General features: G+C 42.4%; 26 protein-coding genes. 16 read left to right on the forward strand and 10 right to left on the reverse strand.

Going from position 1 to position 26,351, the window contains the following annotated elements; all coding sequences use genetic code 11:
- The first annotated feature begins 4 nt into the window (after positions 1-4).
- Positions 5-2,476, forward strand: coding sequence for an ABC transporter permease (locus IGI42_RS14675; protein ID WP_438716610.1), 2,472 nt, complete (start codon positions 5-7; stop codon positions 2,474-2,476).
- A 50-nt stretch (positions 2,477-2,526) separates the two neighbouring features.
- A complete protein-coding gene (locus IGI42_RS14680; protein WP_438716611.1) occupies positions 2,527-3,219 on the forward strand; it encodes an ABC transporter ATP-binding protein in 693 nt (230 codons plus the stop codon).
- A 75-nt stretch (positions 3,220-3,294) separates the two neighbouring features.
- Here the strand turns inward: IGI42_RS14680 and IGI42_RS14685 are convergent, their stop codons facing one another.
- Both IGI42_RS14685 and IGI42_RS14690 read right to left on the reverse strand, forming a co-directional pair.
- On the reverse strand, positions 3,295-3,570 hold the full coding sequence (locus IGI42_RS14685; RefSeq protein WP_438716612.1) for a hypothetical protein: 276 nt from the start codon (positions 3,568-3,570) through the stop codon (positions 3,295-3,297).
- A 61-nt stretch (positions 3,571-3,631) separates the two neighbouring features.
- Entirely contained in the window at positions 3,632-3,874 is a 243-nt protein-coding gene (locus IGI42_RS14690; RefSeq protein ID WP_438716613.1) for a hypothetical protein, read from the reverse strand.
- A gap of 155 nt (positions 3,875-4,029) precedes the next feature.
- Here IGI42_RS14690 and IGI42_RS14695 point away from each other — a divergent pair, with 155 nt between their 5' ends.
- Positions 4,030-4,206 (forward strand): DUF6773 family protein, encoded by a 177-nt coding sequence (locus IGI42_RS14695; RefSeq protein WP_438716614.1) that lies wholly within the window; start codon positions 4,030-4,032, stop codon positions 4,204-4,206.
- A 202-nt stretch (positions 4,207-4,408) separates the two neighbouring features.
- Here IGI42_RS14695 and arsC read toward each other — a convergent pair whose 3' ends face one another.
- The 4 genes from arsC to IGI42_RS14715 form a co-directional block, all read right to left on the reverse strand.
- Complete coding sequence (gene arsC / locus IGI42_RS14700; protein ID WP_438716615.1) at positions 4,409-4,822, reverse strand: arsenate reductase (thioredoxin); 414 nt, start codon at positions 4,820-4,822, stop codon at positions 4,409-4,411.
- 106 nt (positions 4,823-4,928) lie between these two features.
- Positions 4,929-6,653, reverse strand: coding sequence for an arsenical pump-driving ATPase (gene arsA, locus IGI42_RS14705; protein ID WP_438716616.1), 1,725 nt, complete (start codon positions 6,651-6,653; stop codon positions 4,929-4,931).
- A 43-nt stretch (positions 6,654-6,696) separates the two neighbouring features.
- Positions 6,697-7,062 carry an arsenite efflux transporter metallochaperone ArsD gene (gene arsD / locus IGI42_RS14710; protein ID WP_009931074.1) on the reverse strand — a complete coding sequence of 122 codons (366 nt, stop codon included), beginning with the start codon at positions 7,060-7,062 and terminating at the stop codon, positions 6,697-6,699.
- Positions 7,040-7,387, reverse strand: coding sequence for an ArsR/SmtB family transcription factor (locus tag IGI42_RS14715; RefSeq protein ID WP_438716617.1), 348 nt, complete (start codon positions 7,385-7,387; stop codon positions 7,040-7,042). Before IGI42_RS14715 ends, arsD begins: the two co-directional genes overlap by 23 nt.
- Positions 7,388-7,827: 440 nt before the next feature.
- Here IGI42_RS14715 and IGI42_RS14720 point away from each other — a divergent pair, with 440 nt between their 5' ends.
- The 3 genes from IGI42_RS14720 (at position 7,828) to IGI42_RS14730 (ending at position 10,951) form a co-directional block, all read left to right on the forward strand.
- Positions 7,828-9,177, forward strand: coding sequence for an MATE family efflux transporter (locus tag IGI42_RS14720; RefSeq protein WP_438716618.1), 1,350 nt, complete (start codon positions 7,828-7,830; stop codon positions 9,175-9,177).
- A gap of 476 nt (positions 9,178-9,653) precedes the next feature.
- Complete coding sequence (locus tag IGI42_RS14725; protein WP_438716619.1) at positions 9,654-10,037, forward strand: hypothetical protein; 384 nt, start codon at positions 9,654-9,656, stop codon at positions 10,035-10,037.
- 68 nt (positions 10,038-10,105) lie between these two features.
- Positions 10,106-10,951 (forward strand): DUF2922 domain-containing protein, encoded by an 846-nt coding sequence (locus tag IGI42_RS14730; RefSeq protein WP_438716620.1) that lies wholly within the window; start codon positions 10,106-10,108, stop codon positions 10,949-10,951.
- Positions 10,952-11,062: 111 nt separating this feature from the next.
- Here IGI42_RS14730 and IGI42_RS14735 read toward each other — a convergent pair whose 3' ends face one another.
- Positions 11,063-11,746, reverse strand: a complete 684-nt coding sequence (locus tag IGI42_RS14735) for a metal-dependent hydrolase (protein ID WP_438716622.1) — start codon at positions 11,744-11,746, stop codon at positions 11,063-11,065.
- 110 nt (positions 11,747-11,856) lie between these two features.
- Between IGI42_RS14735 and IGI42_RS14740 the strand changes: the two genes are divergently transcribed.
- On the forward strand, positions 11,857-12,510 hold the full coding sequence (locus IGI42_RS14740) for a B3/B4 domain-containing protein (protein ID WP_438716623.1): 654 nt from the start codon (positions 11,857-11,859) through the stop codon (positions 12,508-12,510).
- A gap of 172 nt (positions 12,511-12,682) precedes the next feature.
- On the opposite strand, the gene IGI42_RS14745 is transcribed toward IGI42_RS14740, so the two are convergent.
- Positions 12,683-13,159 (reverse strand): YbaK/EbsC family protein, encoded by a 477-nt coding sequence (locus IGI42_RS14745; protein ID WP_438716624.1) that lies wholly within the window; start codon positions 13,157-13,159, stop codon positions 12,683-12,685.
- A 277-nt stretch (positions 13,160-13,436) separates the two neighbouring features.
- On the opposite strand from IGI42_RS14745, the gene IGI42_RS14750 reads away from it, so the two are divergent.
- Complete coding sequence (locus IGI42_RS14750) at positions 13,437-14,117, forward strand: fructose-6-phosphate aldolase (protein ID WP_438716625.1); 681 nt, start codon at positions 13,437-13,439, stop codon at positions 14,115-14,117.
- Between the two features lie 140 nt (positions 14,118-14,257).
- Positions 14,258-14,725 (forward strand): Dps family protein, encoded by a 468-nt coding sequence (locus IGI42_RS14755; protein WP_438716626.1) that lies wholly within the window; start codon positions 14,258-14,260, stop codon positions 14,723-14,725.
- Between the two features lie 325 nt (positions 14,726-15,050).
- On the opposite strand, the gene IGI42_RS14760 is transcribed toward IGI42_RS14755, so the two are convergent.
- A complete protein-coding gene (locus tag IGI42_RS14760; RefSeq protein WP_438716627.1) occupies positions 15,051-15,932 on the reverse strand; it encodes an Rpn family recombination-promoting nuclease/putative transposase in 882 nt (293 codons plus the stop codon).
- A 374-nt stretch (positions 15,933-16,306) separates the two neighbouring features.
- Here IGI42_RS14760 and IGI42_RS14765 point away from each other — a divergent pair, with 374 nt between their 5' ends.
- Entirely contained in the window at positions 16,307-16,933 is a 627-nt protein-coding gene (locus IGI42_RS14765) for a hypothetical protein (protein ID WP_438716628.1), read from the forward strand.
- 401 nt (positions 16,934-17,334) lie between these two features.
- On the forward strand, positions 17,335-17,871 hold the full coding sequence (locus IGI42_RS14770) for a DUF6560 family protein (RefSeq protein ID WP_438716629.1): 537 nt from the start codon (positions 17,335-17,337) through the stop codon (positions 17,869-17,871).
- A gap of 440 nt (positions 17,872-18,311) precedes the next feature.
- Here IGI42_RS14770 and IGI42_RS14775 read toward each other — a convergent pair whose 3' ends face one another.
- Complete coding sequence (locus tag IGI42_RS14775; RefSeq protein WP_438716630.1) at positions 18,312-19,214, reverse strand: LysR family transcriptional regulator; 903 nt, start codon at positions 19,212-19,214, stop codon at positions 18,312-18,314.
- Between the two features lie 301 nt (positions 19,215-19,515).
- On the opposite strand from IGI42_RS14775, the gene IGI42_RS14780 reads away from it, so the two are divergent.
- The 5 genes from IGI42_RS14780 to IGI42_RS14800 all read left to right on the forward strand — a co-directional run bounded on the left by IGI42_RS14780 (position 19,516) and on the right by IGI42_RS14800 (position 26,305).
- Positions 19,516-20,367 (forward strand): sugar phosphate isomerase/epimerase family protein, encoded by an 852-nt coding sequence (locus IGI42_RS14780; protein ID WP_438716631.1) that lies wholly within the window; start codon positions 19,516-19,518, stop codon positions 20,365-20,367.
- A gap of 82 nt (positions 20,368-20,449) precedes the next feature.
- A complete protein-coding gene (locus tag IGI42_RS14785; RefSeq protein WP_438716632.1) occupies positions 20,450-21,301 on the forward strand; it encodes a shikimate dehydrogenase in 852 nt (283 codons plus the stop codon).
- Positions 21,302-21,385: 84 nt separating this feature from the next.
- Positions 21,386-22,669, forward strand: a complete 1,284-nt coding sequence (locus IGI42_RS14790; protein WP_438716633.1) for an MFS transporter — start codon at positions 21,386-21,388, stop codon at positions 22,667-22,669.
- 156 nt (positions 22,670-22,825) lie between these two features.
- On the forward strand, positions 22,826-24,154 hold the full coding sequence (locus tag IGI42_RS14795; protein ID WP_438716634.1) for a citrate transporter: 1,329 nt from the start codon (positions 22,826-22,828) through the stop codon (positions 24,152-24,154).
- 27 nt (positions 24,155-24,181) lie between these two features.
- Positions 24,182-26,305 carry a hydantoinase/oxoprolinase family protein gene (locus tag IGI42_RS14800; RefSeq protein ID WP_438716635.1) on the forward strand — a complete coding sequence of 708 codons (2,124 nt, stop codon included), beginning with the start codon at positions 24,182-24,184 and terminating at the stop codon, positions 26,303-26,305.
- The last annotated feature ends 46 nt before the right edge of the window (positions 26,306-26,351 follow it).

Genomic DNA, 26,351 nt, shown 5'->3' on the forward strand with positions numbered 1-26,351 from the left:
AAAAGTGAAAATTATTTTGAAATACATCTTAAACAGTATTAAAGAAAGAAAATTACGCACCATGGTCATGCTGCTGTCGGTGACCTTATCCACCACACTGCTGTTTGTTTCCTTTGGCATCGGCGCGTCTTATGAAAGTGCTCAGCGAAAAATGGCCATCGGTTATGCTGGCAAAGCCCGGATTGCCGTAACCAATATCGCAGAAAGCAACTGGATCACCAAAGCTGAAATTCCGGAGGTGGAGGGCATCCAACAAGCTGTCGGATTACTTCAAGCCGATGGACTTTACGACAAGGACGGCTATTATGAAAACTTCGACCTGATCGCCGGCGAGCTGGCAGATGTGGAAGCCATTAACGCGCCTAGGGTTCAAAGTGGGGATTTATCCAGCTTCAGTGGGAATAAAATCGCCGTGCCGGATCGTTTTGCCAGCAAGTACGGCACCAAAGTGGGGGACACGGTTCGCCTGAAGATCGCCGAGGACTACCACGAGTTTGAAGTTGCCGCCATTTGTGCTTATGATACGATTTTCCTGCGGAGCACCCGAGGTTTTAACGCAGTGATTCCTATTGAGACGCTATCGGAAATTGTTGGTTCAGACAAAGCCTACAGTGAAATCCTGATTGTGCCAAAAAGCGGTGCGGATGCCGATCAATTGCAGACGGACTTGACCGAAAAAATGAGCGCTCACGCTTACCAAGTTTCAGCGGTCTATAACGAAACCGCGGTGGCAGTCAACGCCCAGCAGAAATCGATGCCCTTTTATCTGATTAGCTTTTTTACCTTAACGATTAGCAGCTTTATTATTTATTCCAGCTACAAAATTATCACCTCGGAACGCTTAAAAGCGATCGGCACCTTTCGCAGTATCGGCGCTGATCAACGCACTGTCCGAAATATTTTGATGGCGGAAAGTCTGGTTTACGGTGTGTCCGGCAGCTTGTTGGGGATTCCGGCGGGCTATCTGACGCTGAAGTTTCTTCTATATGGTATGAGTGACACGGCTTCTTACGGGATTGAAATTCCGTTGGTGGTTTCACCTTTGAATGTGATTTTTTCTTGCGGAGTAGCCATCATCGTTTCGGTCTTGGGTGCTTATATTCCGGTGAAACGGGCTAGCAAATTGCCGGTGAAGGACGTGGTCTTAGGAACGGTGGAGGAAAAGCCGCCTTCCAATCAAAAGATTCTGTTGTTCGGTCTGTTATTATTCATCGTGTCGATTATCTTGCCAAGGGTTACCAGTGGGGAGATGGTAACGGTGGCCGGCGGGTTATCCTTACTGACGCTGCTGGTGGGAGCGATTTTGATCGTGCCGCTATTGATTAGTGCTATGTCGCAGATTTTGGAAAAGGTGTACGGCCTGCTGTTTGGCAATATCGGCAAGCTGGCTGCTCGCAACCTGCGGGGCAATAAAAATACCAATCAAAATATCACCCTGCTGTTCATCAGTATCTCGGCCATTATCGTGATCAGTACCGTGGGGAACTTTGTGAATGTTTATATCGGCGATGTTTTCCGCGATGCCAGCCTGGATGGTCTTTCCGATGCTAGGGTGAATGAAGACTTTATTGATGAAGTCAGAAATCTGGATACCGTCAGCGAAGTGCTTCCTTTATATGTTCTGGACGATACCGTTCAAGTCAACGGGCAAGCGCTACGGATGGAGGCCACCGATGATATTGCCTTGTTCAACGATATGCTGGGGATCAATTATAGCGGCGATGAGTCGGCAACCATGGAAAGTCAATTTGATCAAGGGCGCAACGTCATGCTGAATCGTGATGTCATCAGTGCGCTGAATCTGCAAATTGGCGACAGCGTGAATTTAAGCGGACCGGACGGAATTTTTAGCTATACCGTAGCCGGCAGCTTCCAGTCCCGCGCCGATGATGTGGCGGCGGTGATCCCATCTAGCTACGCCAAGGCTGATTTTTCCCCGACAGAATACGGATTCTTCGCCTTTAAAGCCGGCGATCCCGAGGCAGTTATGACTCAGCTTCGGGACATGCTGGGGGATCAACAACATTGGAGCCGCACGGTGGAAGAATATACCAACGATGCCGCTGAGACCATTAACACCTTCCTTTCACCGATGCAAAAGCTGACCTGGTTTATCCTGCTGCTGGCAACAGTAGGGATCATCAATAATTTGCTGATTAATTATTTGCAGAAAAAACGGGCCATTGCCATGTACAAATCGGTGGGATTGAGCAACGCCCAGAACCTGAAAATGACCATGATCGAAGGCTTTTCGGTAGGGTTGTTGGGGGCTTTGCTGGCGGTGGCGGTATCCTATGTGGAAATCAAAACGGTGTTCCTCGTAGCTGGACCGAAAATTTCAATGGAGCCGCAGCTGGAATTATCCACCTTCCTGTTTGCCGCCTTGATGGGCATTGTTATTACGCTGATTGGTTCAGTAGTACCGATTGTCAAAGGCGCCACCATGAAACTAGTGGAGGAAATCAAATTTGAGTAAGCACCCAGCCGAAATACATCCAACAGGCATTGGACAGAAAGGATAGGAATATGACGAGAAATAATGGACGTGTGGCCGTAGAAGGTCAAAATATTACTAAACAATACCAGGTAGGCACGGTGGATACAACTGTGCTGAAGAACCTGTCAGTGAAAATCGATCGGGGAGAATTTGTCTCCATCATGGGGCCATCAGGCTCAGGTAAAAGCACCTTACTCTATATTTTGAGCGGATTAGATGCGCCGACTAAAGGAATTGTGCTGCTAAATGGTCGGGATATTTCGAGGCTGGAGGATGGAAAAATGAGCGTACTGCGCCGCCGCAGTATCGGCTTTGTCTTCCAGTTTTACAACTTGATTCCTAATTTGAATGTGGAGGAAAATATTCTGCTGCCGGTGTTATTAGACGGCAAGGATATGAAGGCTTACAAAGAAAAACTGGATCACATTCTGGAAATTGTCGGGCTGACCCAGCGGCGCAAGCATACCCCGCGAGAACTTTCCGGCGGCCAGCAGCAGCGGGTAGCGATTGCCCGAGCGCTGATTAACGATCCGGATATCATTTTTGCCGACGAGCCAACCGGTAATCTCGACAGCAAATCTGGCACCGAAATCTTAACCCTGCTGCAGAAAATCAATCAAGAACAGGGAAAAACCATCCTAATGGTGACTCACTCAGAGGATGCCGCCCAGTATGGAAATCGAATGATTTTTGTTCGCGATGGCGTGGTGGAGCAGGGGTAGGCAACTGTAAAGCGAAAAAATAGAAAGAAAAACGCCTTTGTACAAAACACAAAGGCGTAAATGGCAATAATATTCTTATTTGTTGTATTCATTGAATTTGTTAATCAAGCCTGCTATGTCATTCTGAGATAATTTACCAAGCTTTTGACTTTGCATAATCTCTGCAAGAGGAGCATCAAATAAGATGCTCACGTCAACGAAAGAACGAGTTTTTAGTCCTGCTTTTTTCCAGTCTTGAATCTCATAAAGTTTCTGTTTGTACCAATCTTTATCAAATTTCTCTTTGTAACTATACACGCCAAGAACCTCTAGCAATGCAAAAGACTCATCAGAAATTTTAAAAATTACCACTGGTCTATCTTTCTTTCCAGAATCATCTGTAAAACGGACAGCAGCTAGGTAAATGTCATAATTAGCCGTGTCGAACCCACTCCTTAACATGTTCTGGGGCGTCATCTGGAAGAATAAGCGAACCATCACCATTGGATTTTAGACTTACTCTTTTAGTTTTTTTAGGACTTGAAATAATTGGTAAAACATTTTCTTCGTTTATTTTGTAGAAGAGAAATGCTTTTATTTCGTTGCCGTCTGTTAAGCCTAGTTCATCTAAGGTTTTCTTTTCGTCGTCTGTTAGATTCATTTCAACAGTTGTCAAAGTTATCAACCCCTTTTCTATATAGATCACTCAGTATTTACCGACTATTCAAGGTGCTTTTTGCAACAGTGAGTGTGAGAGATGTTTTGCTAAATCATTAAATATCTGCTATTTATTATAGCACGAAAGTATGGGTTTATCTATGTTCTGTTCTTGTGTACAGGTTATTCAAAGCCTTTAGAAAAGGATACGACTTCAATTTTATTGCTGCTGCAATCTTCACCTTTGTTTCATCGCGTATCTTCACTTCGATCATCCTTGGAGCTGTCTATCTTGTAGAAGAACATGGTCAAAAACGTCTAGAAAAGAAACTGGAGGATGAGGAGGAGTAGTGGAGTTTATTGTCCTGGATATACTGATTATTACACCACAAAAATAGCCGTTAACTTGCTAATCCCTCCCAAAATCACATTGGAAGTCAGCAGGTTAACGGCTATTTTATAAACAGCTGGACGTCATTAAAAAAAGTCGAACTGTCCCCATAATTATCGTTTCAGAGGAATCAACTTCAGCAGCTGATACAGCCTATTTCGTTCAGCTATGGTTCTTCAAAGCAAGAACCCTTTGTTTGATATTCTCCCGAACGGTTCTAAATTCAGCCAAAATTTCTTCCTCTGTTCCGGTTGCTTTGGCAGGATATTTTAGATTCCAGTGGAAATGCTCCTTGCCTTTAGGAATTACCGGGCACTTATCCTTGGCATCACCGCAAAGAGTAACAATCAAATCAGCTTTGTTGAAATAGCTCATATCAAGTAGATCAGAGGTTTGTTCAGAAATATCCACCCTATCTTCAGCCATTACTTTCACGGCTTTAGGGTTCAGACCGTGGGTTTCAATCCCGGCACTTTTAATTTCAAATTGATTCTTTGGCAAGAGCTTATGAGCATAGCCCTCAGCCATTTTGCTGCGGCAGGAGTTGCCGGTACATAGAAAATAAATCTTTTTCACGCGGTATCACCTCCGAAACGGCTTGTTTTTCCTGTACCTTCAGTAAATGAAAGCCATCACTATCAACCGATACATAGATGATTATCTATGTATCGGCCAAAAAAATTTATACTCCAACAGGGCTAAAATCGGCTTGCCATTCTTCCACGGCGAAATTGCCGTTAGACAGCTCAGCTACCTTTTCAATCCACTCCAATTCATTGAAGGAACGAGCCTTTAAGACGTCATTTTGCGTATCGGCAGCATACATGCTTTGGTTAACCAGCCACCAAGTATGGGAAATCTTTGCCCGATCTAAATCTTCATCCAAGCGCATCGACTCATAAACCGGCGTTGTTTCAGGTAGGGTCACCATTAACACTTCCGTATCATCAGAATTTTGCAGGCGTGGCAAGAGTTTTTGAATCGAAACCGGTACTTCACCAGAGCTTCTTTCCACTTCCCGAGCATAGCTTTGAGTCGAATCCAACAACAGTAAGGTATGACCTGTTGGTGCTGTATCAATCACGACAATCTCATCATCAGACTTGTCAACAATTTCCGCAAAAGCCCGGAATACTGCGATTTCTTGGGTACAAGGGGAGCGCAAATCTTCTTCCACGTAAGCCACATCATCGTCATTCATCGTTGCTCGTGCTTTTGACAGAACCTCTTCTTTGTAATCAGCCAATTCCTTTTCTTCGTCAATATGACTAACTGAGATAGGCAGGTCTCCTGCGATAAACAGATTCAAGTGATCAGCTGGATCAGTGGTTGCCAGGTGTACTTTTTTACCAGCTTGAGCCAATTTTTTAGCAATTTTGATGGCAACTGTCGTTTTGCCAACGCCGCCTTTGCCCATGGTAAAAATGATCTTTTTATTTGTGCGGATAAATTCTTCAACTACCTTATCCAAATGAGGAAAATCAGTCACTTCCTTTGTCTGTTCCTCAAGGGCTGGCTGCTGATCCTTCAATAAAATTTGCAGCTTATCAATCCCCGTCACATTGTAAGGCCGTAGTGGGATATAGAAGGTATCAAAGTCTTTTAGTGGTTCCGGCATATTTTCTAGATCATGGGTCTGTTCTTGATAGATAAGTTGAGAAATTTCGTCATCATGAACTTCCAGCAACCCATTCACAACCAATTTTTGATTTTGAATCCCTAATTTTCTCAGCTCTTCTGAAGCACGCTCAGCTTCAATCAATGGTGCTTTTTGTGGGCGAGTAACGAGAATTAAGGTTGTTTGTTCAGCGTTCGTTAAGGTTTCTACTGCTTTTTCGTACATATCTTTTTTATCGCCGAGTCCTGATAATTGCCCTAAGCAAGAAACACCTGTTGTATTTTCATCTAGGTAATTATTCCAAGCAGAAGGCAGCTGTAACATACGCAAGGTGTGGCCAGTTGGTGCAGTATCAAAAATGACATAATCAAACTGATCGGCAACTTCAGGGTCCGTCAAAAAATTGGCAAACTCGTTAAAGGCCGCAATTTCTACCGTACAGGAACCAGATAGCTGCTCTTCCATGTTCGCTAACGCGCTGTCTGGAAGTATTCCCCGGTAAGGACCAACGATACTTTCTTTGTATTCTGCCGCAGCCGTAATCGGATCAAAGTTAGCTACTTGAAGATTGTCGATTCCTTCAATCGGAGTGGGTTTGTTCGTTAAGGTGGTTTGAAAAACGTCCTGCAAATTAGAAGCCGGATCAGTACTTACCAGCATAACTTTTTTATTGTCTTGAGCCAAAGAAGTAGCAGTGGCACACGCAGTCGTTGTCTTACCCACGCCACCTTTTCCGGTAAAGAACAAATATTTGGTTAATCCCATGCGCTCGGGAAGGTATTGAATCATTTTGTTTCCTCCTTGTTTAAATCTTGGCTTAGGAAAAGGCTGTTTAGCAACAGCCTTCGCCTCCGCAGCATCCGCCAGAATTGTTGGCAGCTTGTGTAACAAATTGCACTTCTGCATATTTACCGAACTCTTCCAAAGTAGGATAAGCAGCTTCTTTCACAACTTCACCATCTAAGAGAGTAACCGGTAAAATATCGTTGCCCTTTTCTTGAAGTAATTTCAAGATGGTGGGGTGGTTAACAAAGGCATCGGGGTCACTGGTTAAGTTGTGACGTGATGCTTCAATCGAGTCTAATCCCTCAAATGTCTCGAAGACTGAGGTAACCATCAATAATTCCTCATCAACAGATGGTCCGCAAACACCGGTGGAGCAGCACATTGCTGGCTCAAATAGTTCCAATTTTTTCATCGTTTTTTTCTCCTTTACAACTACAGTTTTTATTGTGGCAAACGCAATCTTCCTCATCCGAGAATAATTGCATCATAGAACCCATAAATTTATCTACAAAGCTTTCGGTTAATTGATAGTGGTGCCATTGCCCTTCTTTCGTTACCAAGACAACACCTGCTTTTTCCAAAACCTTCATATGATGGGAAAGGGTAGGCTGGGTAAAGTCAAAGTGAGCCAAGATATCACACGCACATAAGCTGCCGCAAGACAGCATATCGATAATTTTCAAACGTTTAGGATCAGCCAGCGCTTTCAGCATGACCGACATTTCATCGTAATTCATTTGTTTTCCTCCTTATATAGAAGTTCATCTATGTACATAATATAGACGATCATCTATATACTGTCAATCATTTCTGTCCTTTTTCTGAAAAGTACTGTGATTATTTAGTAAAAATATGTATGAGTACCGAGTAACATTCAAAAAGAGTTCAAGGGAACAAGCAGCGTTAATTCAGCCTTCTTCAGCATTTGCTGCTAACCCTTCAGGCTAGGATTAGCAAATTAACAAACAAGCGATTGACATTCAACCAAATATGCTCTAAGGTTTAAGTGAACACGCGGAGGCGCTCATTCTTAGAAATGATAGCCGGACAAGCTGACAGGTGAAACTCCTGTTTTCTTGTCCGGCTTTTTTTCGTAAAGAAAGAGAAGGTTTTCGCTATTACTGACTGGTATCCGGCTTGCCAAAGCTGGGAGCTTACAATCAAGGAGGATTTACAAATGGAATTGCTGCAAAAGAGAATACGTCCACTTTATTTCAGGTATTTGGCGGCTGCGTTTGGCAGTACCTTGATTACCTCGATCTACAGTATCGTGGATATGGTGGTTGTTGGGCAATACGAAGGACCAAGCGGGACTGCGGCGTTGGCGATTTTTGCGCCGATTTGGAATATCATTTTCAGTTTGGGGCTGCTGACGGGGATTGGTGGTTCGGTGCTATACAGCGCCGCCAAGGGCAAAGCCAAGAAAGATGACAGTGCCAACGCCATCTTCACCACTGCTGTGATTGGCACAACGGTGTTGGCGTTAATCAGCTGGCTGGGAGTCGTATTTTTTGATCGTCAGCTGTTGATGCTCTTTGGTGCAGAGGAAACACTGCTTCCGCTAGCCTTAAATTATTTAAAACCGCTGAAATTCGTGATCCCGTTTTTCACCTTTAGTCAGCTGCTGGCGGCTTTTTTGCGAAACGACAACAACCCGGGACTTGCTACGATGGCCGTGCTGATCTCGGGGGTTGTGAATATTGTTGGTGATATTTTCTTTACCTTTACCTTGGATATGGGGATTTTTGGTGCCGGACTAGCAACTGGGCTTAGCGGAGTTATATCCGTGCTGATTATGCTGCTCCATTTTAAAAGCAAAAAGAACACCCTTAAATTGGTGAAACCCACTGGCCTGATGCCAAAATCACGTCAAATTGTGACTACCGGCTTCTCGACCTTTTTTATTGACATTGCGATGGGGATCTTGACCATGTTCTTCAATCGCCAAATTATTCGTTATGCCGGAACAGACTCTCTAGCGGTATATGGAGTGATCGTTAACATTAGTACAGTGGTTCAATGCTGTGCCTATAGTGTCGGGCAAGCGGCTCAACCGATCCTTTCGATTAATTACGGCGCTAAAGAGTGGGGCCGGATTAAGGAAACCTTGAAATATGCGCTGTGGACAGTGGCCTTTTTCAGCATTGTTTGGACGGCGGCTACACTAGCGTTTCCCAATGGTTTTGTTCGGGTATTTATGGCACCGACCGAAAGTGTGCTGGCCGTTGCACCAACCATTATCCGGCGTTATTGTCTGTCATTTATGCTGATGCCCTTTAATGTCTTTTCCACCTATTATTTCCAAAGCTTGCTAAAACCGGTGGCCTCTTTCGCAGTCTCTTTAGCCCGTGGCTTTGCTATCAGCGGTACGCTGATTTTCGCTTTACCGATGCTGTTTGGCGGCGATGCTATGTGGTTTGCCATGTCGATCACTGAATTAATCGTGGCACTGGGCGCTTTGGCACTGATGGTGTTGTATACTAAGGCGCTAAGCAAGAAGAAGGTAACGACTATTAGACAGTATTAGTGCCTTAATTAAGCACGTTAATACAATTTTTCAAGGTTGGTAATAAACAGTGTAGGCGTGGAAAAGTGGATACAATTATCGACAGGTGTACTATTTAAATTGGTTTTATATAACGTGTTTCGTTATATAATATAACTATTATAGTTATTCTGTGAATTATAAAAAGCAGGTATATCTATATTATTATACTTAGCACCTGTCGATTTCGTTTGTAAATAGTTTTTATAAAAATAAGATTATACAGGATTCGGCGTGGGATTTAACGTATTTTTTTTATTACTCTGATCTGAGAGATGGTTTTCTAGCACAAATTAATTTAGATTAATAAAAAAATAATGATGAGCCGCCTTGATTTAATGCGGTTCTTTTAAATAACGTGAAAAAATTCTTAAAATACTATTGACATTTAGTGAAATATCCTTTAGCCTATAGGCGACAAATCGAGTAAAACGATTTCAAAAAAGGAGGCACGTCAATTGAATGAGCATATGTTAGATTTTCAGAAACTTTTTAAGCTGCAGCGAGTAACGTTGGAGAGCCGTATCAGTACCTACTACGATGAAACCCACGATGCGACCAACACGATTAAATATTTGGCCGCTCTTCAAATTCGCGATGAATTAAGCGCCGACGACTTTAGCTTCGTACTAAGGGAGCTAGTCCACTACATCTTCCTGCAAACTAAATCAACGCGCGCATTACGCCGCTATTATTATTTATTCCAAGATTATTTTGCCACGAAAGAGTGGAAGCAGTTAACGTCCCGCTTATTTACGGTGAAACAATTTATTGCTGAGAAAATTGCCCAATTAAGGGATCTAGTTGAACAGGTACGTCCCGAAGCTTTTTCAGTACCTTGAAGACCTTAAAATGAAACCGCAACCAAATTGACATAGATATTTTGAAAAGGAAAGGAACGAGTGAAGACATGTTAAGTTTAAGTGCTACATTTGAAAATAGTGCGGGGCGTTGTCATAGCCTGCGTGTGAAAGATCCAGATCGAAAGAAACCAGCCGAAGAAATCCGTGCCAGCTTAGAAAAATTAGTCCGCCTTAATTTATTTGAAAAAGACGAGGTGGGGCTATTTAAGAAATTAATCAGCGCCAAATTTGTCGAAACGATTGAGACACCGCTGTTTGATTTGCGGGAAGAAGACAGTCAGGGAACCGTTGAGCATCAGCCGGAAGCTATTCAAGTCGCTGAAGTATCACAGCCGGAGTCTGACCAAATTCAGGAGATCCCTCAAGCTGTTCAGTCAGATGCTTATCCAGCAGTGGGTCGCCAAGCGACAGCCGCAATCGAAGCCCAACTAGCAGGTAGTCAAGCGTATGCTAATTCCGCTACTGAAGTCCCATCCACCGACCCATCCGAACAACTAGGCGAACGCCAACAATTAGAAATCATGATTCCCGAAGACTTGGATGTTGCCAGTTTATCCGAGGAAGATTTGATGGCAATGTTGCAGGCGAGCTTACCGGAAGGAGCGGTGCTGGAGAGTTTTAGCTTGGAAGATATTGTGGTAGGGGTCGAGGAGTCAGGCACGCAACCTACCGCTAACTCGTCCCCGCAATCAAGCTTGGAAAACACAACTACAACTATCAATACACCACCGGAGGAACCCGTCGAAAGTAGCCTAGAGGAACCTGCACCGGAGAATAAATCCAAATGGTTCCCGAAGCGAAATACCAACAACAATCCACTAGCCGGCTTTTCCATGGACAAGCGGAAAAATAAAAAAGCGCTGAACCGTTTGAAAAGGAATAAAAAGAAATAGCTGATTAACAAGGTCACAAACTAGAGGACGTCTTCGACTGCGGACCAGTTACTTAAACCAAAAATAAGCCCAAAGGAAAGACGATCGATTCCTTTGAGCTGAAAGATTGATTTATAGTTCCAATGATTCGCCGACAGCCATTACTTTAACAACACCTGCTGGTAGAGCGTCAACTAGTTCTTGCGGGTCTTGTTTAATTAATGGGAAGGTATTGTAATGAATTGGCACAACCTGTTTGGCTTTGAGTCGTTTGGCGGCACTCGCTGCTTCTAATGGCCCCATAGTGAAGTTGTCGCCAATTGGCAAGAAGGCAACATCGATAGCGTAGGCTTCCCCGAATAAAGCCATATCGCCGAAGTTCGAGGTATCACCAGCGTGATAAATGGTCTTTCCTTCGGCTTGAAGAATAAAGCCGGCAGGTTCACCCATATAAATCATCTGGCCATCTTTTTCATAGCCTGAGCTGTGCTGGGCGTGGACCATTTTTACCCGTCCGAAAGGGAAATCATATTTTCCGCCGATGTTCATGCCGTGGGTTTTTGTGGCGCCTTCTTTTCTAGCAAACGCAGCTACTTCGACAATGCTAATGATCGTTGCATCATTGCGCTGAGCTATTGGTACCATATCACCTACATGATCATCGTGACCGTGGGTGATGAGTATCCAGTCGGCTTTTACCTCATCTGCTTTCAAATCAGTGACCGGATTTCCGGTGATAAAAGGGTCAAACAAAAGCGTTTGCCCATCATTTAAATCGATTGCAACGACAGAGTGGCCATGGTAAGTCAGTTTCATCCGAATCATCTCCTTTTTCTTCATTATACCGAAAAATGCAGGAAATGACGCAGAAGGGTTTTTATTTTCTGTTAAAACAATTAGAATATAATGAAAAGGGAGGAAGATAGATGAAGTTAGTAGTAGAAGAAAACTTGAAGAAGCTAGGGATTTCTTTAGCCTATACAGTCGTAGAGTTTACCAATAGCGAATACAGTGAGGATATTTGGGGAAAATTACTGAATCCATTGATTGCGAAGATTGAAGCCGAGGATACGATTGAAATGATCAAAGACGATGAGAAAATGGTTGCTACCAAGAAAGCCTATCGTGCACTAGGCAAAGATCCAGCCCGTTTCCGTCCGTCTTCGGACAGTTTGTGGCGTCGGGTCATTCAGAAAAAAGGCTTGTATCAAATCAATGACCTAGTTGATGTGAACAATTACTTCTCTTTGTTATACAAATTGCCCTTTGGCAGCTATGATTTAGGTAAAATTGGTGACGAGATTACCTTAACGGTCGGTGGAGTGGGTGAAAGCTATGCTGGAATCGGTAAAAAAGCAGTGAACATTGAAAATCTGCTCGTGCTGGCGGACGGGGAAGGTCCTTTTGGCAGCCCGACGTCCGATTCGACTCGAGGGATGATTGGTGAGGATACTACGCAGGCAGTGGTGATCGGTTATGTATTTAGTAAGATGGATGTTGAAGCGATGCAGCAGGAAATCAAGGCATTAGCTGAAGAGTATTTAAAAGATTGCAAGGTTATTGAACAAGCGGTTGTTTAATTTGTTGGGCAAAAAAGCGTGGCTGTGACACAAACCGTCACAGCCGCTGAAAACCGCATAATCGGTGTAACTAAAGCAGCTATTTCCTACGATTAGCAAACCAGCACCAAAAATTTCGGCTGCACAAACTAGCATCGTAAGTACCATGCTAGTTTGTGCAGCCTTTCTTGACTTATTCCCAACCTTTACAGACATCAACCCAGCTGTTGCTTTTAGCATACTCTTCTAACTCGGAAATGGTTAATTCAATCGCACTTTTTGGACCGCCGCAAGCTGGAAAAACGGTGTCGAAGCGTTTTAAGGATTCATCTAAATAGACAGCAACGCCTTCTTTAATCGCAAACGGACAGACCCCGCCAATGGGATGCCCGATTTTTTCCTCTACTTCATCAGGCTTTATCATCAATGCTCGTTCACTAAACGCCTGTTTGAATTTGGCATTGTCTATTTTCGCATCGCCAGCGGTTACTACCAAAATGGCTTGATCGGCTTTTTTTAAGTGAAAGGATAAGGTTTTAGCGATCCGCTCAGGTGCACAGTTAAGCGCTTGAGCGGCCAATTCCACGGTAGCGCTGGAAACCTCAAATTCAATCACCCGATCTTCCATCCCATAAGTGGAAAAATAAGCTTTAACATCTTCTACTGCCATGAAACATCCCTCCAGTTCCTTCAATGATACCGAATTTTGGTTAGGTGGTAAATGGGTTTTTATGGAAATAGGGAAACAAAGGGAGCGGATCTAGTAAGAGCTTAGTGAGAAACTGAGGAAAATCACATTCGCACATATGTGCATATTTCCATCTTTTTGTAAAAAAAGAAACGTGATACGGCAAGGTTTTTAGATTTTTTGGTGAAAAATTGCTGTCCGGATTGCCAACAGATGCTATGCTAAGTCCATAGAAAAAACAAAAAGGAGCGTTTTATTCATGGAATTTATGTTAGATACTGCCAATATTGCCGATATCAAAAAATATGTAGAGATTTTACCGGTAGCAGGTGTTACTTCGAATCCATCGATTGTGAAAAAAGAAGGCAAGGTCGCATTCTTCGACCACATGAAAGAAATTCGCAGCATTATTGGTGAAAGTCGTTCATTGCATGTGCAAGTTGTTGCTAAAGATTATGAGGGCATGATCAAAGATGCTGAAACTATTTTAGCTAAAATCGATCAAAAAGTATTTATCAAAGTGCCTGTCAGCGAAGTTGGTCTAAAGGTAATCAAAGAATTAAAACGTCGTGGGATCAACGTAACAGCTACCGCAATTTATACTAAGTTTCAAGCATACTTAGCGATTGCAGCCGGAGCTGATTATATTGCACCTTACTTTAATCGGATGGAAAATATGGGCATCGATCCGCGGGAAGCTATTTTTGAAATGGCTGAAGAGATCGAACGCTCTAACAGCGAAACGAAAATCGTTGCCGCTAGCTTCAAAAATGCTGGTCAAGTCAACGCCGCCTTAGAAAGCGGCAGCCAAGCAGCTACAATGGGTGTTGATATCATCCAACAAGCGCTAGCCATGCCATCGATCGGCCAAGCAGTCGATGATTTCACTGCTGATTGGGAAGCCGTATATGGTGCTGATAGCAACCTTTCTACTATTTAAATCAGAAAATTAGGGCACTTCTCTGGGGAGGCGTGCTCACTTTTCTGATTATAATTATTATTAACTGATCATAATTCTTGCATAGTCTGCTTCTTTAGCGTACACTAATAGAGTAGACAAAAAGAAGTGAGGGATTAATAATGAACTATGGAAAAACAAAAGAAGTACTAAACCAACTAGTAGCCGATCTTAGTCAAATGAGTGCTGTAATCCACCAAACCCATTGGTACATGCGAGGACCAGAATTCTTATCGCTGCATCCTTTAATGGACGATTATATGGACGAAATCAATGATCAACTAGACGTAATCTCTGAACGCCTGATTACCTTAGATGGTTCTCCTTATTCGACGTTAAAAGAGTGGGCAGAACACACTGGTATCCAAGATGAAGTAGGTAGCTGGGACCGCACGATTCCTGAACGGATGGAAATCTTAGTGAAGAACTACCGCTACTTAGCAGATCTTTACCAAAAAGGTATCGATGTAGCTGGTGAAGAAGGCGACGACAGCACCCAAGATATCTTCACAGGGTTTAAGACAGACGTTGAGAAAAAAATCTGGATGCTGCAAGCTAAGCTTGGCAAAGCACCTAGCATTGACGCATAATCAAATAAATGGTGAAGGCTTCTCCGTCTTGGGGAGGTCTTTTTTAGTTCCCTCGGCATCGACAAATTCTAGTGAGTTCAAGTCCCGAGTGCCTCCTAGCAGTAGAAGCCACCTAGCTAAAAACAAGGGTGTCCTCCATGTTGACATGGAATCTGAAGGAAGCTCGAGGCAAATCTCAACTCAGCACAAGTAACCGCCTAGCCGATTCTAGACTAAGATCGGTCAGGCGGTTTTGGTATATATAGATGTTTGTTTTTTAGGGACGTCTTGTGATAGTCATTGATCGTTTTCCTCCACGCTTGATCAACGAGACTCAGAATCAACGTTAATCCAATGTAGTTCGAATCTCTTCTATTTGCTCAATAGTTAAGTTAGTGTATTTTACGATTTTTTCAATCGGTTCCTTTTCTTCTAACATATTTAAAGCAATCTCTACAGCTTTCATATCAGCGCCTTCTTCAAGCCCATCTTCCCAAGCATAAGCAATTTCTGCATCTTTAATCGCCTGTGCCTTATCTACTCTCATAATCATCGTTTGTTCCTCCCTTTCCATTGAATGATAATCTGTAATCCGTTGTGCTTCTTTCAAATAATCGGGGGCGTCATCACTGACTTCACCAGTATTGAAAAATCGTTGCCAATGATAAGCAGCGCTGGATTTTTCAAGGTTCACGTTTGTCAAACTGAAAAAACAAAGCGTCAAAATTCTCTGCTTCCGCTTATTCAAGAATGGTTTGTAGGTCTTGTCGTTGCGTAAACTAAAGGTCTGAATGGCATCTGCGTCTTCTTCAAATAAATCAAAGCCAAGGATATTGATCCCATAAGCTGGGCACAAGGCGGAATAATTATTCTTCTTAATATAAGTCTTGACCTTTTTGTCTCCGTAGGGGGAAGCAAAAACCTTCGATAGATAGAAAACCGCCCGTTCTTCAAAGAAATAATGAGGATGTACCTGCATTTCAATCGTTACCTGACTACCATCTTCGGTTACTGCCAGTACATCAACCTCTGTACGTAGCAGCTTTGTTTTTTTCAAAGATTTCTTGTAACTGTCGATGTGGTACGTTTCTCTGGGTATTAGTGCCTTAAACTCTTTGCCTAAAATATCTCGAACAAAAGCCTTTAGAATGTGTGGGGAATCCTGACTGGTCATTAGCTTGCGGAACAGTAAATCGTTAGTTGGATATATTTTCGGTACGTTTTTCATCTAATTCTCCTCTACTTTCCATAGATAGAGAATTTTTCACCATTAGTATACCATGGCACTGCATCCTCTATCAAAATTCGGTTCAAATAAACATATGCAAAATAAGCCAAATTTTTCCGAAAGCGATAAATAAATCTGATCTTATAGGGAAATTCTTTGAACAATCATGTCCTTTACCTAAAATTACCCGTACAGAAAAAGCGCAACATCGAAAAGAATTGCTTAATAGGTGATAGAAGTATGAAAGGCATAGCCCAAAAATCGTCACCTGCTTCCTCTATATAATAGAAAGAACCTATCAACTTCCACCCAAAAGCCGTATTCTTTCACCAATCTGCCCAACTTCACTATAATAAGAGCAGGAGGTGCTTAGAATGGATAAACAAGCACAATTTGAGATGAAGGTTAGCAATTTAGCCAACCGTTTTTTGTATAATAGTTTAACGACACCCCAACGATTATTGCCGTTGGCAGAGAAAATTGCGCGTGATGGGCAGAAATTAGCGAAGGAATATGACGAGCAGCAGCGAATTCAGTCGGTGGCCGAGGAGCTGCTGAAGGCGATGGATGGATCATTGTATTTAGTGGACTTGCTGGCAAACGCGATTCTGACGAAAGAGTACAGTCATTTATCAGAAAGTGAGCTGGTAGATCAGCTGGCGAAGGTGGAAGGCCAGTCGGATGAAGAAAAGCGACTGATTCAGCTGTTAATGGAGTCCATTCAGACGAATCTACAACAAGGTGTCCCTTTAGAGAAGATTTACTACGAAAACTATTTAGTGGAATATGCATCAAGTTTAATGGAGATATATGTGATCCAGCATTTGAAGGATCAGGAGGAGTTCTTAAATGAATTGCAGCCGTTCATCCAGAAGGATCGGGAAAGTGATGTGCCATACGGGATCTTCATTCGGGTGACGAATAATTTCAAAAAAGAACTGGCTCGGCAATATTACCAATACGAAACGGTTGTGAAGCTAATGGAGACCGACGCTCGGTAATCTTCACAGTCCGACGAATATTCTAGAAAGAGGTTGTGACAGAAGTGTTCAGCTCCGAGAAATAAGCCGCATAATCCGAAAATAGCTTCTCATATTTTTGCGATTATGCGGCTTATTTCGTAAAAGAGCTACTTCAGTCACACCGATTATTCGGTTTTCAGTGGCTGTGACGTTTTATGTCACTGCCACTTTTTAATTTGAACTTATTCTTGTGAAGGATAACGATTACCGAAAACAAGTCTTTAGCAGTTTGTTCCAAAGTTGATGAAGCAGTCGTTTCAGCACTTTCTATTTTGCCATTAACTTAGTAAAATAGAAGTGTGAAGGTGCATACTCTTCAAGGGGGCTTCGTCCATGAGGATCAGAACTAGGAGTAGTTAAAAAAATAGGAGGGAGACAGGATGGATACGATAACAGTGTGCATTATCTCAGCCGCAGTAGCTGCGACGATTGATTATCTGATCTATAGAGTACGTCAAAGAGAAACTAGTTCTGCAAAAAAATATGTTATCAGAGCACCAAAGGAGTTTATGATCATAGGGATCTTTTATACATTATTTTTTGCAGGCTGTTTTTTATTGGCTCGAATACAATCTCCCGAAGAAGTCATCGATGGCTATCTGATATTTATGGTGGTTTTAGTGTTTGCATTGGGGGGCTTATTAATGATCGCCCCGATACCGGGTATTTGGGATGTAATTGTTGACGACGATGATATTACAGTGATCAAATGCTTTATCTTCAAAAAACATTGGAAACTATCAAAAGTGGTTAGAGCGAAACAGACAAGAGGCGGCCTCAAATGCTACGTTGCAGGGAGAAAAAGAAAAGCCTTTTTTGTTGATAAAATGTGCGAAAATGTGACCAAATTTATTAAATGTTTAGAAAAACAAAACATACCAATTGAATGGATGAAGGACACTCCAAGTAAAAAATAAGTAGTTGAAAAAGGAGTCACGTAAAAAACGTAGGGTAAATTAACCCCCACGTTTTTTTTATTGTAAAAGGATAAAGTTTTCACAGACGTTAACGGTATTCGACTTCTCAATCTAGTATTGCCAGCAGTGAGTGACGTGTTTGGGAAGCGGTTCTAATGAGCTATTTCGAAAACTTATAAAAACCAAAACGAACAGCACAAACCAATAGATTCACCCCGACTAATAACAACAAGATTTCATCTTTACTGATAAACAAGTAGCGATAGAGATAGATAAGGGTCACGATAAGAGCTTATCTGTATGTAGCAGTTTGAGCAATGTCCGGCTTAACAAACTAGCTTTGTCGACAATAAGCGAAAATTTTGAGAAATGTGAAAAGCCATTTATCAAAATTTTAGTCTTATTGCTCCAAAGCTAAGCGAGTTTGCCAAGCCTTTCTTTTAATAAATCGTCTCCTGGGGATCAGAGTGGGCAAGGACATATTCTTTAAAGTTAGTAACGACAGGTGTCAGGTAGGCTTCTTTGTTGGTTACCAAGTAAAAGTAACGTTCCCAATTCAGATTCTTCAAACGAATTTTCTTCAACGGCAAAGATTCCAACACACCCATATCTGGTACGACTGCCATACCAAACCCTTGACTGACTAGACCAGCAATGACTTGATCCACCGTTACTTCGTAGACAATATTGTAGGTACAGTTATTGCGCTTAAACGCACTGTCGACGATACTTCGCAGACCGCTGCTTTTGCTAAAGCCGATTTGCGGAAAAGGCTGTGTTTGTTCCAAATTAATTTCATCAAATTTTGCCAATGGGTGATCCAAAGGGGTAATCACTACTAGTTCTTGGTTTGCTACGGGAATAAATTCAATCAAAGGTTCATTAGGCAAATAAGAACAGATCCCAATGTCGTACTTCATGCTTTTAATCCCCTCGATAATCTCCTTCGTAATCCCGGCAGAAGAATGAAAGTCAAATTCGATCTGTTTTTCGGGATTGGCATCAATAAATCCCTTGGCAAAGCGGGGCGCGTAACGGGTCCCTAATATAGGTAAAAAGGCAAAGCTGATATACCCGCTGCCTTTGCTGATTTTTGATACGGTTTCGATCCCCGTATCTAACATGTTTAATGTTTTGCTGACATAATCATGAAAGATCAACCCAGGCTTTGTTAAGACGACATTCCGCCCTTTTTTTTCAAACAGAGGAACACCAAGTTCGGCTTCAAGAGAAGAGATGGCGTTGCTTAAGCTGGGCTGAGTGACATTAAGCAGTTTGCTTGAACGGGTGTAATGCTGTTCACGGGCAAGGACATCAAAATATTTTAAGTGTTGTAAATTCATAATTTGCAAGCTCCCTAAGCGCAGTTTTCTTCATTATAGCAAAACCTATTTCCTAAACCTATAGATTATTCGACAAAAACCAATTAGATATTTCACAAATTACAGGTTAGAATAAATCCATAAAGTGATTGTGAAGTAAGGAACATTAATTATTATGTTGATTTTCGTGAAATTAACTGAAAACAGGAATGTTTCTTATTTAAGTAACCGCTTTTTTGGCGAAATAGTCCAAACCATGAGTCTGAATTTGTCAGCTCATGTGAAAAAAATAACTTTAGACAAACTTTAGGAGGAAATAGTAATGAGAAAAGTACCTTTGACAATCAGTTCATTTACATTAGGCGTGGAAATCGATTTTGAAGAACGAGTAAAAGCAGCGAAAGCGGCAGGCTTTGACGGAATTGGTATTCGGGCAGAAACTTATATGCTAGCGGTAAAACAAGGTTACTCAGATGAAAGAATGCTAGAAATCTTAGAAGAAAATGACATGAAAGTCACTGAAGTTGAATATATTACCATGTGGACTGACCAAAACAAAACGGCTGAAGCACCTAGCACGTTATTACAACAGTTCAAAGAGCAAACAACTTACCACATGGCTCGCTTATTCGGCGTAGGTCATATCAACTGTGGATTAATGGAATCTGATTCATTAGAAGTTCAAATCCAAGCCTTCAAAGAATTATGTGAACGGGCAAAAGAATTAGTTATTGGTTTAGAATTCATGCCTTACAGTGGTGTGCCAGATTTGAAGAGAGCTTGGGAAATCGTTGACGGCGCTGGCTGTGACAACGGAATGTTAATCTTAGATACTTGGCATTGGGCACGGGCAGAAATGACTGCTGAAGATTTGAAAGGTGTTCCAGCTGACAAAGTGGTATCAATTCAAATCTGTGACGTATTAGAACGTCCTTATCCAAAACCAATTTTACGTGAAGAATCATTGCATGACCGTCTATGCCCAGGAACAGGATGGGGCGATACAGTTGGCTTCTTGAAAGCTTTGAAAGAACACGGAATTAAACCTCGCGTTGTAGGAACAGAAGTTATCTCTGACAACAACTTAGAGCTTGGCTACCAAAAAGCAGCACAAATGAATTACGACACAAGTATCGACGTAATCAAACAAGCTTGGCCTGAATTGTTAGATTAAAATTCTTATTAACAAAAATTAAGGTGAAATATTCATATGAAATGTAGTATAATTTTAATAAAATGAATAGGGATGTGTATAGATGTTAGAAGGAATTTCTGGAAAAACTAAGTTATACGGCTTAATCGGTAGTCCTGTCGGTCACTCTGGTTCACCTGCGATGTATAATTATGCGTTTGAACAACTTGATATGGATGCTGTGTACTTAGCATTTGATGTTGACGTTGACGGCACTGCAAAAGCTTTTGAAGCAGTGAAAACATTCGGTATGCCTGGTGGGAATGTAACAATGCCATGTAAAGGCGAAGCAGCTAAATACATGGATGAGTTATCTCCAGCAGCACAAATGGTTGGTGCAGTGAATACTTTCGTTAATGAAGACGGTAAATTAACTGGTCACATCACAGATGGTATGGGCTTTGTAGACAACTTAATGGCACACGATGTTGATCCTAAAGGCAAAAAGTTTGTTGTTTTAGGCACAGGCGGCGCTGCTACAGCGATCCAAGTGCAATTAGCAATTGAAGAAGCAGCCTCTATTGCAATCTTCAATCTAAAAGATGCGTTCTTCGCAAACGGCGAACGTACGGTTGAACGTGTGAAAGAGCATTACCCAGATTTAGATATCACAATTAACGATTTAGCAGATGCAGACTTATTGAAGGAAAAAGTTGCTGAAGCGGATGTATTAATTAATGGTACGGTAGTTGGGATGGGCGAAGGCTCAACCCGCACACCAATCAGCGACACAAGCGTCTTCCACGACAATCTAATTGTTGCAGATGCGATCTATAACCCACCAAAAACACAATTGTTAAAAGATGCCGAAGAAAAAGGCTGTAAAACAGTTGGCGGATCTGGTATGTTGCTAGGTCAAGGAAAAGCAGCATTCAAGATCTTCACTGGGAAAGATCTACCAGTAAGACCTGCGTAAAAAAGAAAAACATTCACCCACACACCGACCTGCTACCGGTGTGTGGGTGTCAAAATGACCAAACAAAAAATGAGGAGTGTCTAAATGAGAGCGAAAAAGTACGTTTTGTCCTTAATCACTGTATATTTGTGCTATTTTACACATGGGATGCAGTCGATTATTCTAAGTCAAAATTCAGTTTATTTCTATACTAAGTGGGGCTATACAGACCCATCAGAAGGTGCAGCAGCAGTATCGTTGGCCATCACCGCTTATGGTGTTGGTAAATTGGTCAGTGTATGGATCGGAGGAGAAATCTCTGATAAAGTCGGTCGTAAGAAAATGGCAATTTTAGGTGCAATTTTATATATTATGTTCTTTAGCGGCTTACTTGTAACGACTTCCGTTACCATCGCAGGTGTTGCAGCTTTCCTTTCTGGGATTGCAACTTCTGGTTTATGGGATGCGGCTTTGTACCCAGCTGCACAAGAAAGTGCACCGAAGTACTCAGCATCGGCATTACTAGGTATCAAATTGTTCGTATCGATTGCTGGTGTGGTTTACCCATTAGCAGTTGTAAACTTGGCAGATTCTGGCAACCAAGCAATGAGTATCATGATTCCATTAGTCTTGTCAGTGGCATGTCTAATCATGGCAATCATTTCACCATTTGCTTACGATGATATGATGAAAGAATCAAAAGGTCAAAGCAACAACAAACAAGGCAACGCGGTTCAAGCAGAAATCGATGCTGCCAAAGCAAAAATGTTATCAAAACCAAACTTGTTAGTAAACATCATCACTATGCTTTACGGCTTCACTTGTATGGTTATCATGTACGGTGCGCAACAATATACCAAAGCCTTCGGTATCAACAACGTTGGTTTGACTGAAATGCAAGCCGCTGGTATGACTTCAATCTACACAGTCGGTTCAATCATCGCGGTTATTTTCTGGGCGATCTTGATGGGTAAATTAAGATGGAATCCAGTAAAAGTATTGCTGATCAACTCAGTGTTCACTGCAGTGGCTCTAGCAATGGTAGTAGTGATTCGACAAACAGCTGTTATCTACATTGCGATTGCCATGATCGGTTTCTTCGCAGCCGGTGGTGCATTGCAAACTGGTTTGAGTGTACGTCAGCACTTCTGCCCAGGACCTAAAGGACGAAATACTGGTATCTACTATACTTTCATGAGTCTAGCAACAGTATTCTTGCCATTCATCGTTTCTTCCATGACTCGTTCAGTTGGGGAAACTCAAGCAGTATCTGTTATGATGGGTGCTTTGCTTGGTGTGGCAGTTCTACAAATTTTAATGATGGCTTACCTGATTATGCAGCACACCAAAATCTTTGGTTACAGTGCCTTTGCTAAAATGAAGGACTAATCATTACTAATCGAATGAACCTTATGGAGGTACGGCTAATTTCTTAAGAATTAGCCTCCTCCTTGTTTTCATATATCGGGATGTTGTATTATTGTTTGGAATTTCTTTTCAAAATTATGTATCTAACTAGATGCGAAGGAATGTAGGAGGGGACCAATGGACGCTATAATTGGGATTTTGTTAATCTGTTCCTTCATCGGAATGGTTATCTTCTGTATTAAGGGACACAATTTAATGGTAGGCTTCTTTATCATGGCCACCATTTGGACATTTTTGCCGATCATTGGAAATTTGATTTCACCAAATGAAGCTTTTGTCGGCATGACTATTAATGATATGCTCAAAGCGGTATATCAGACAGCACCAGAAAAATATGGAGCCTCACTGATGAATATTTTCTTGGGAGCCTTCTTTGGTCGAATTTTATTGGATACTGGAATTGCTTCCACCATCATTCGGAAGAGTGTGGAATTAGGAGGAGACAATCCGGCAGTTATTTTGGCAATCGTTAACTTGATTACTGGGTTTATCTTTACTTCAATGACCGGAGCCGGATCAGTTATCGCTATTGCGGTAATTATTCTGCCCATCCTGTTTTCAATCGGGATTCCCAAGGTAATTGCCTTCTTCTCCTTTACCGGGTCGGTGGCAGCCGGGTTGTTCTTGAACCCGATCAACTTTGCGCAGTACTCTGCCTTTTTCTTGAATTCTAATGGTGGAGCTGAATATGCGTATAGCGACTACTTCCCGTTTGGGATCTTGGCTTTTATCACTATGATTATTGTGGTGTCACTAGCAGCGATGGTTTACCTGAGAATGGAAAGCTTGACCTATGCTTGGTCAGCAACTAAAAGTGCCGAAGTAGTGGATGCACCTGGCATCTCATTGATCACCCCGTTTTTACCAGTTGTTGGGGTAATCGTCTTCAATCTGCCGGTTATTCTTTGCTTCATTTTATCTAGTATGTATGCTTTGGCAGTGTGCGGAGAACTAAAAGGCGGGTTCCGCGAACTGTGCCGGACCGTTTCTCGGATCTTCACTGAAGGCGTGAAGGATACGTCTTCGCTCGTGGCTTTCTGGATCACACTGGCAATGTTTAATGATGCAGCGTTCTTTGCTGCTCCTTATTTCAAAGTAGTTATCGGCGGAGTTATTCCTACCGCTCCTTTAGCTTTATGTATTTTGTTTGGGATTTTGGCTCCATTGACTTGGTTCAAGGGTCCTTTGTCACTAATTGGTTCGGGGGCAGCGTTACTCGCTGTGGTGAGTCAAACCACTAACTACCCGACAACCTTCTTGTATCCGTTATTTGCTTCGGTATTGATTGGGATGGCCCATTTCGATATCACGATTTCTTGGAACGCTTGGGGTCTTGGCTTCAACCGGATCAACGGAATTGATTATATGAAGGTGGCATTGATTCCAGGAACAACAGTGGCGCTGATTCTAGAGCTTGCCAATTTCTTCCTGAACAATCCGTTATAAATCTAAAAAACGAAGGAGAATCTCTAAATGAAACGAAGAGTTCGAATAGGGATTGACGTAGGCGGAACCCATACAAAAGCCGTAGCAATTGATAATGATACCCAAGAAATTATCGGGAAATCTTCTGTCAAAACCACTCACGACAGTGAACAAGGAGTAGCAGAAGGCGTCGTCAATTCCTTTCTTAAATGTTTAACTGAATACAATATTGCACCTGAAGAAGTGGTATTCGTTGCTCATAGTACCACGCAAGCAACCAATGCCCTTTTAGAAGGTGATGTAGCAAAAATCGGCATCATCAGTACTGCAAAAGCTGGGATTGAAGGTTGGCTGGCCAAAGCTCAAACGAATCTAAAGGATATCGACCTTGGAACTGGACGCAGCATTCACATTATCCCTACCTTCATCAGCGAAAAGCAGTTAGATGAAGAGACGATTTCTAAAGCAATTGATGACTTGCTGTCTAAAGGCATGGAAGTCCTAGTTGCTTCTGCAGCCTTTGGGGTAGACAACCTGTCCTATGAAGAAAAAATTGCCGAAGTAGCGAAGAAAAAAGGCGTCCAAGTGACCCTTGCTTCGGAAATGACCAAACTATATGGCTTGTCTCGCCGGACGCGGACAGCTACTATCAATGCTTCTATTTTGCCGAAAATGTTAGAAACTGCTAACTCAACTGAAGAAAGTGTGCGTTCTTCTGGGGTTGACGTGCCATTGATGATCATGCGTGGCGATGGCGGTCTGATGGATGTCGTGGAAATGAAGAAACGTCCGGTATTAACGATGCTTTCCGGTCCCGCAGCTAGTGTAATGGGTGCCTTGATGTATCTGCGCACCTCAAACGGGATTTACTTTGAAGTAGGTGGAACCTCTACAAACCTTGGTGTCATTAAAAACGGACGACCAGTGATTGACTATTCTGAAATTTCTGGTCATAAAACCTATGTAAACTCATTGGATGTACGTGTTCTGGGAGTTGCCGGCGGTAGTATGATCCGGGTAACTAAGAGCGGCGTCAAAGATGTGGGACCGCGGAGTGCCCATATTGCCGGCTTGGAATATGCCGTTTACACACCGGAAGAAGAAATCGTTGATCCCAAACTAGAATTGTTTGCGCCAAAACCAGGCGATCCTGAGGATTATGTAGCGATTCGCTTAGCTAGCGGCAAAGCCATCACTATTACGAATTCCTGTGCGGCTAATGTTCTAGGCTATGTAACTGAAGAAGATTTCTCTTACGGAAATGTCGAGTCAGCCCGTAAAGCCATGCAGCCGCTAGCCGATTATTTAGGCCAGTCAGTAGAAGAAGTGGCCCGCCAAATTTTAAGCAAAGCGGTAGACAAGATCGTTCCAGTAATCGAGTCTTATGCCAAGAAATACCAGTTGGAACCAAACCAAATGACCTTGGTAGGTGTCGGCGGTGGTGTTGCATCACTAATCAAGCACGCAGCCGAACGAATGAACTTGAACTACAAGATTCCAGAAAATGCCGAAGTTATCTCTTCTATCGGGGTTGCCTTGGCAGCCGTGCAAGACGTGGTAGAACGGATTGTTCCAAGCCCAACCAAAAATGATATTCAATCAATCAAACAAGAAGTTATCAATATGGCCATCGAAAGTGGTGCAATGGAAGACAGTGTGGAAGTCCACATTGAAATCGATCCGCAAACTCAAAAAATCACTGCCCGAGCATCGGGGTCTACCGCCGCTCAGGCAACCGAAGTACAAAGTGCTGCCTCAGAAGAAGAAGCTTATGAAATCGCTATTCAGGATTTCCGCTTGCCAGCTGAAGAAGTACGTTTAGTGGACAAAACCGACCAGTTTCACATTTTTGGCGCTTCTTCACCAAAAACCGGTAATGCAGTACGAGTGATTGATAAAAAAGGCTTTATTCGAGTACAGCGCCAACATGCTAAAGTGGTCAAAACGACGATTCAAAGCTATTTGGAAGTTGTTACCAGATTGTGGGAAGAAATGGCCAACTATCAAAGTGATCTGATTATCCGCCCCGATTTCTATTTCTGTGTGGGACCACGTTTGCTTGATTTCACCAGCACTGACTTCACTCAGCTGACCATGCTGATTGATATTGAAATGAGCGAAATTATTGGCACGGATGAAATTATCATCATCGCCGCCAACCGATTCAAATAAGAGTTAGCCGAAGCTTGAGAGCACCAATTGCTCAAGCTTCGCTGCT

This window comes from Enterococcus sp. AZ109 (assembly GCF_051714625.1).
Classification (GTDB): Bacteria; Bacillota; Bacilli; order Lactobacillales; family Enterococcaceae; genus Enterococcus_A.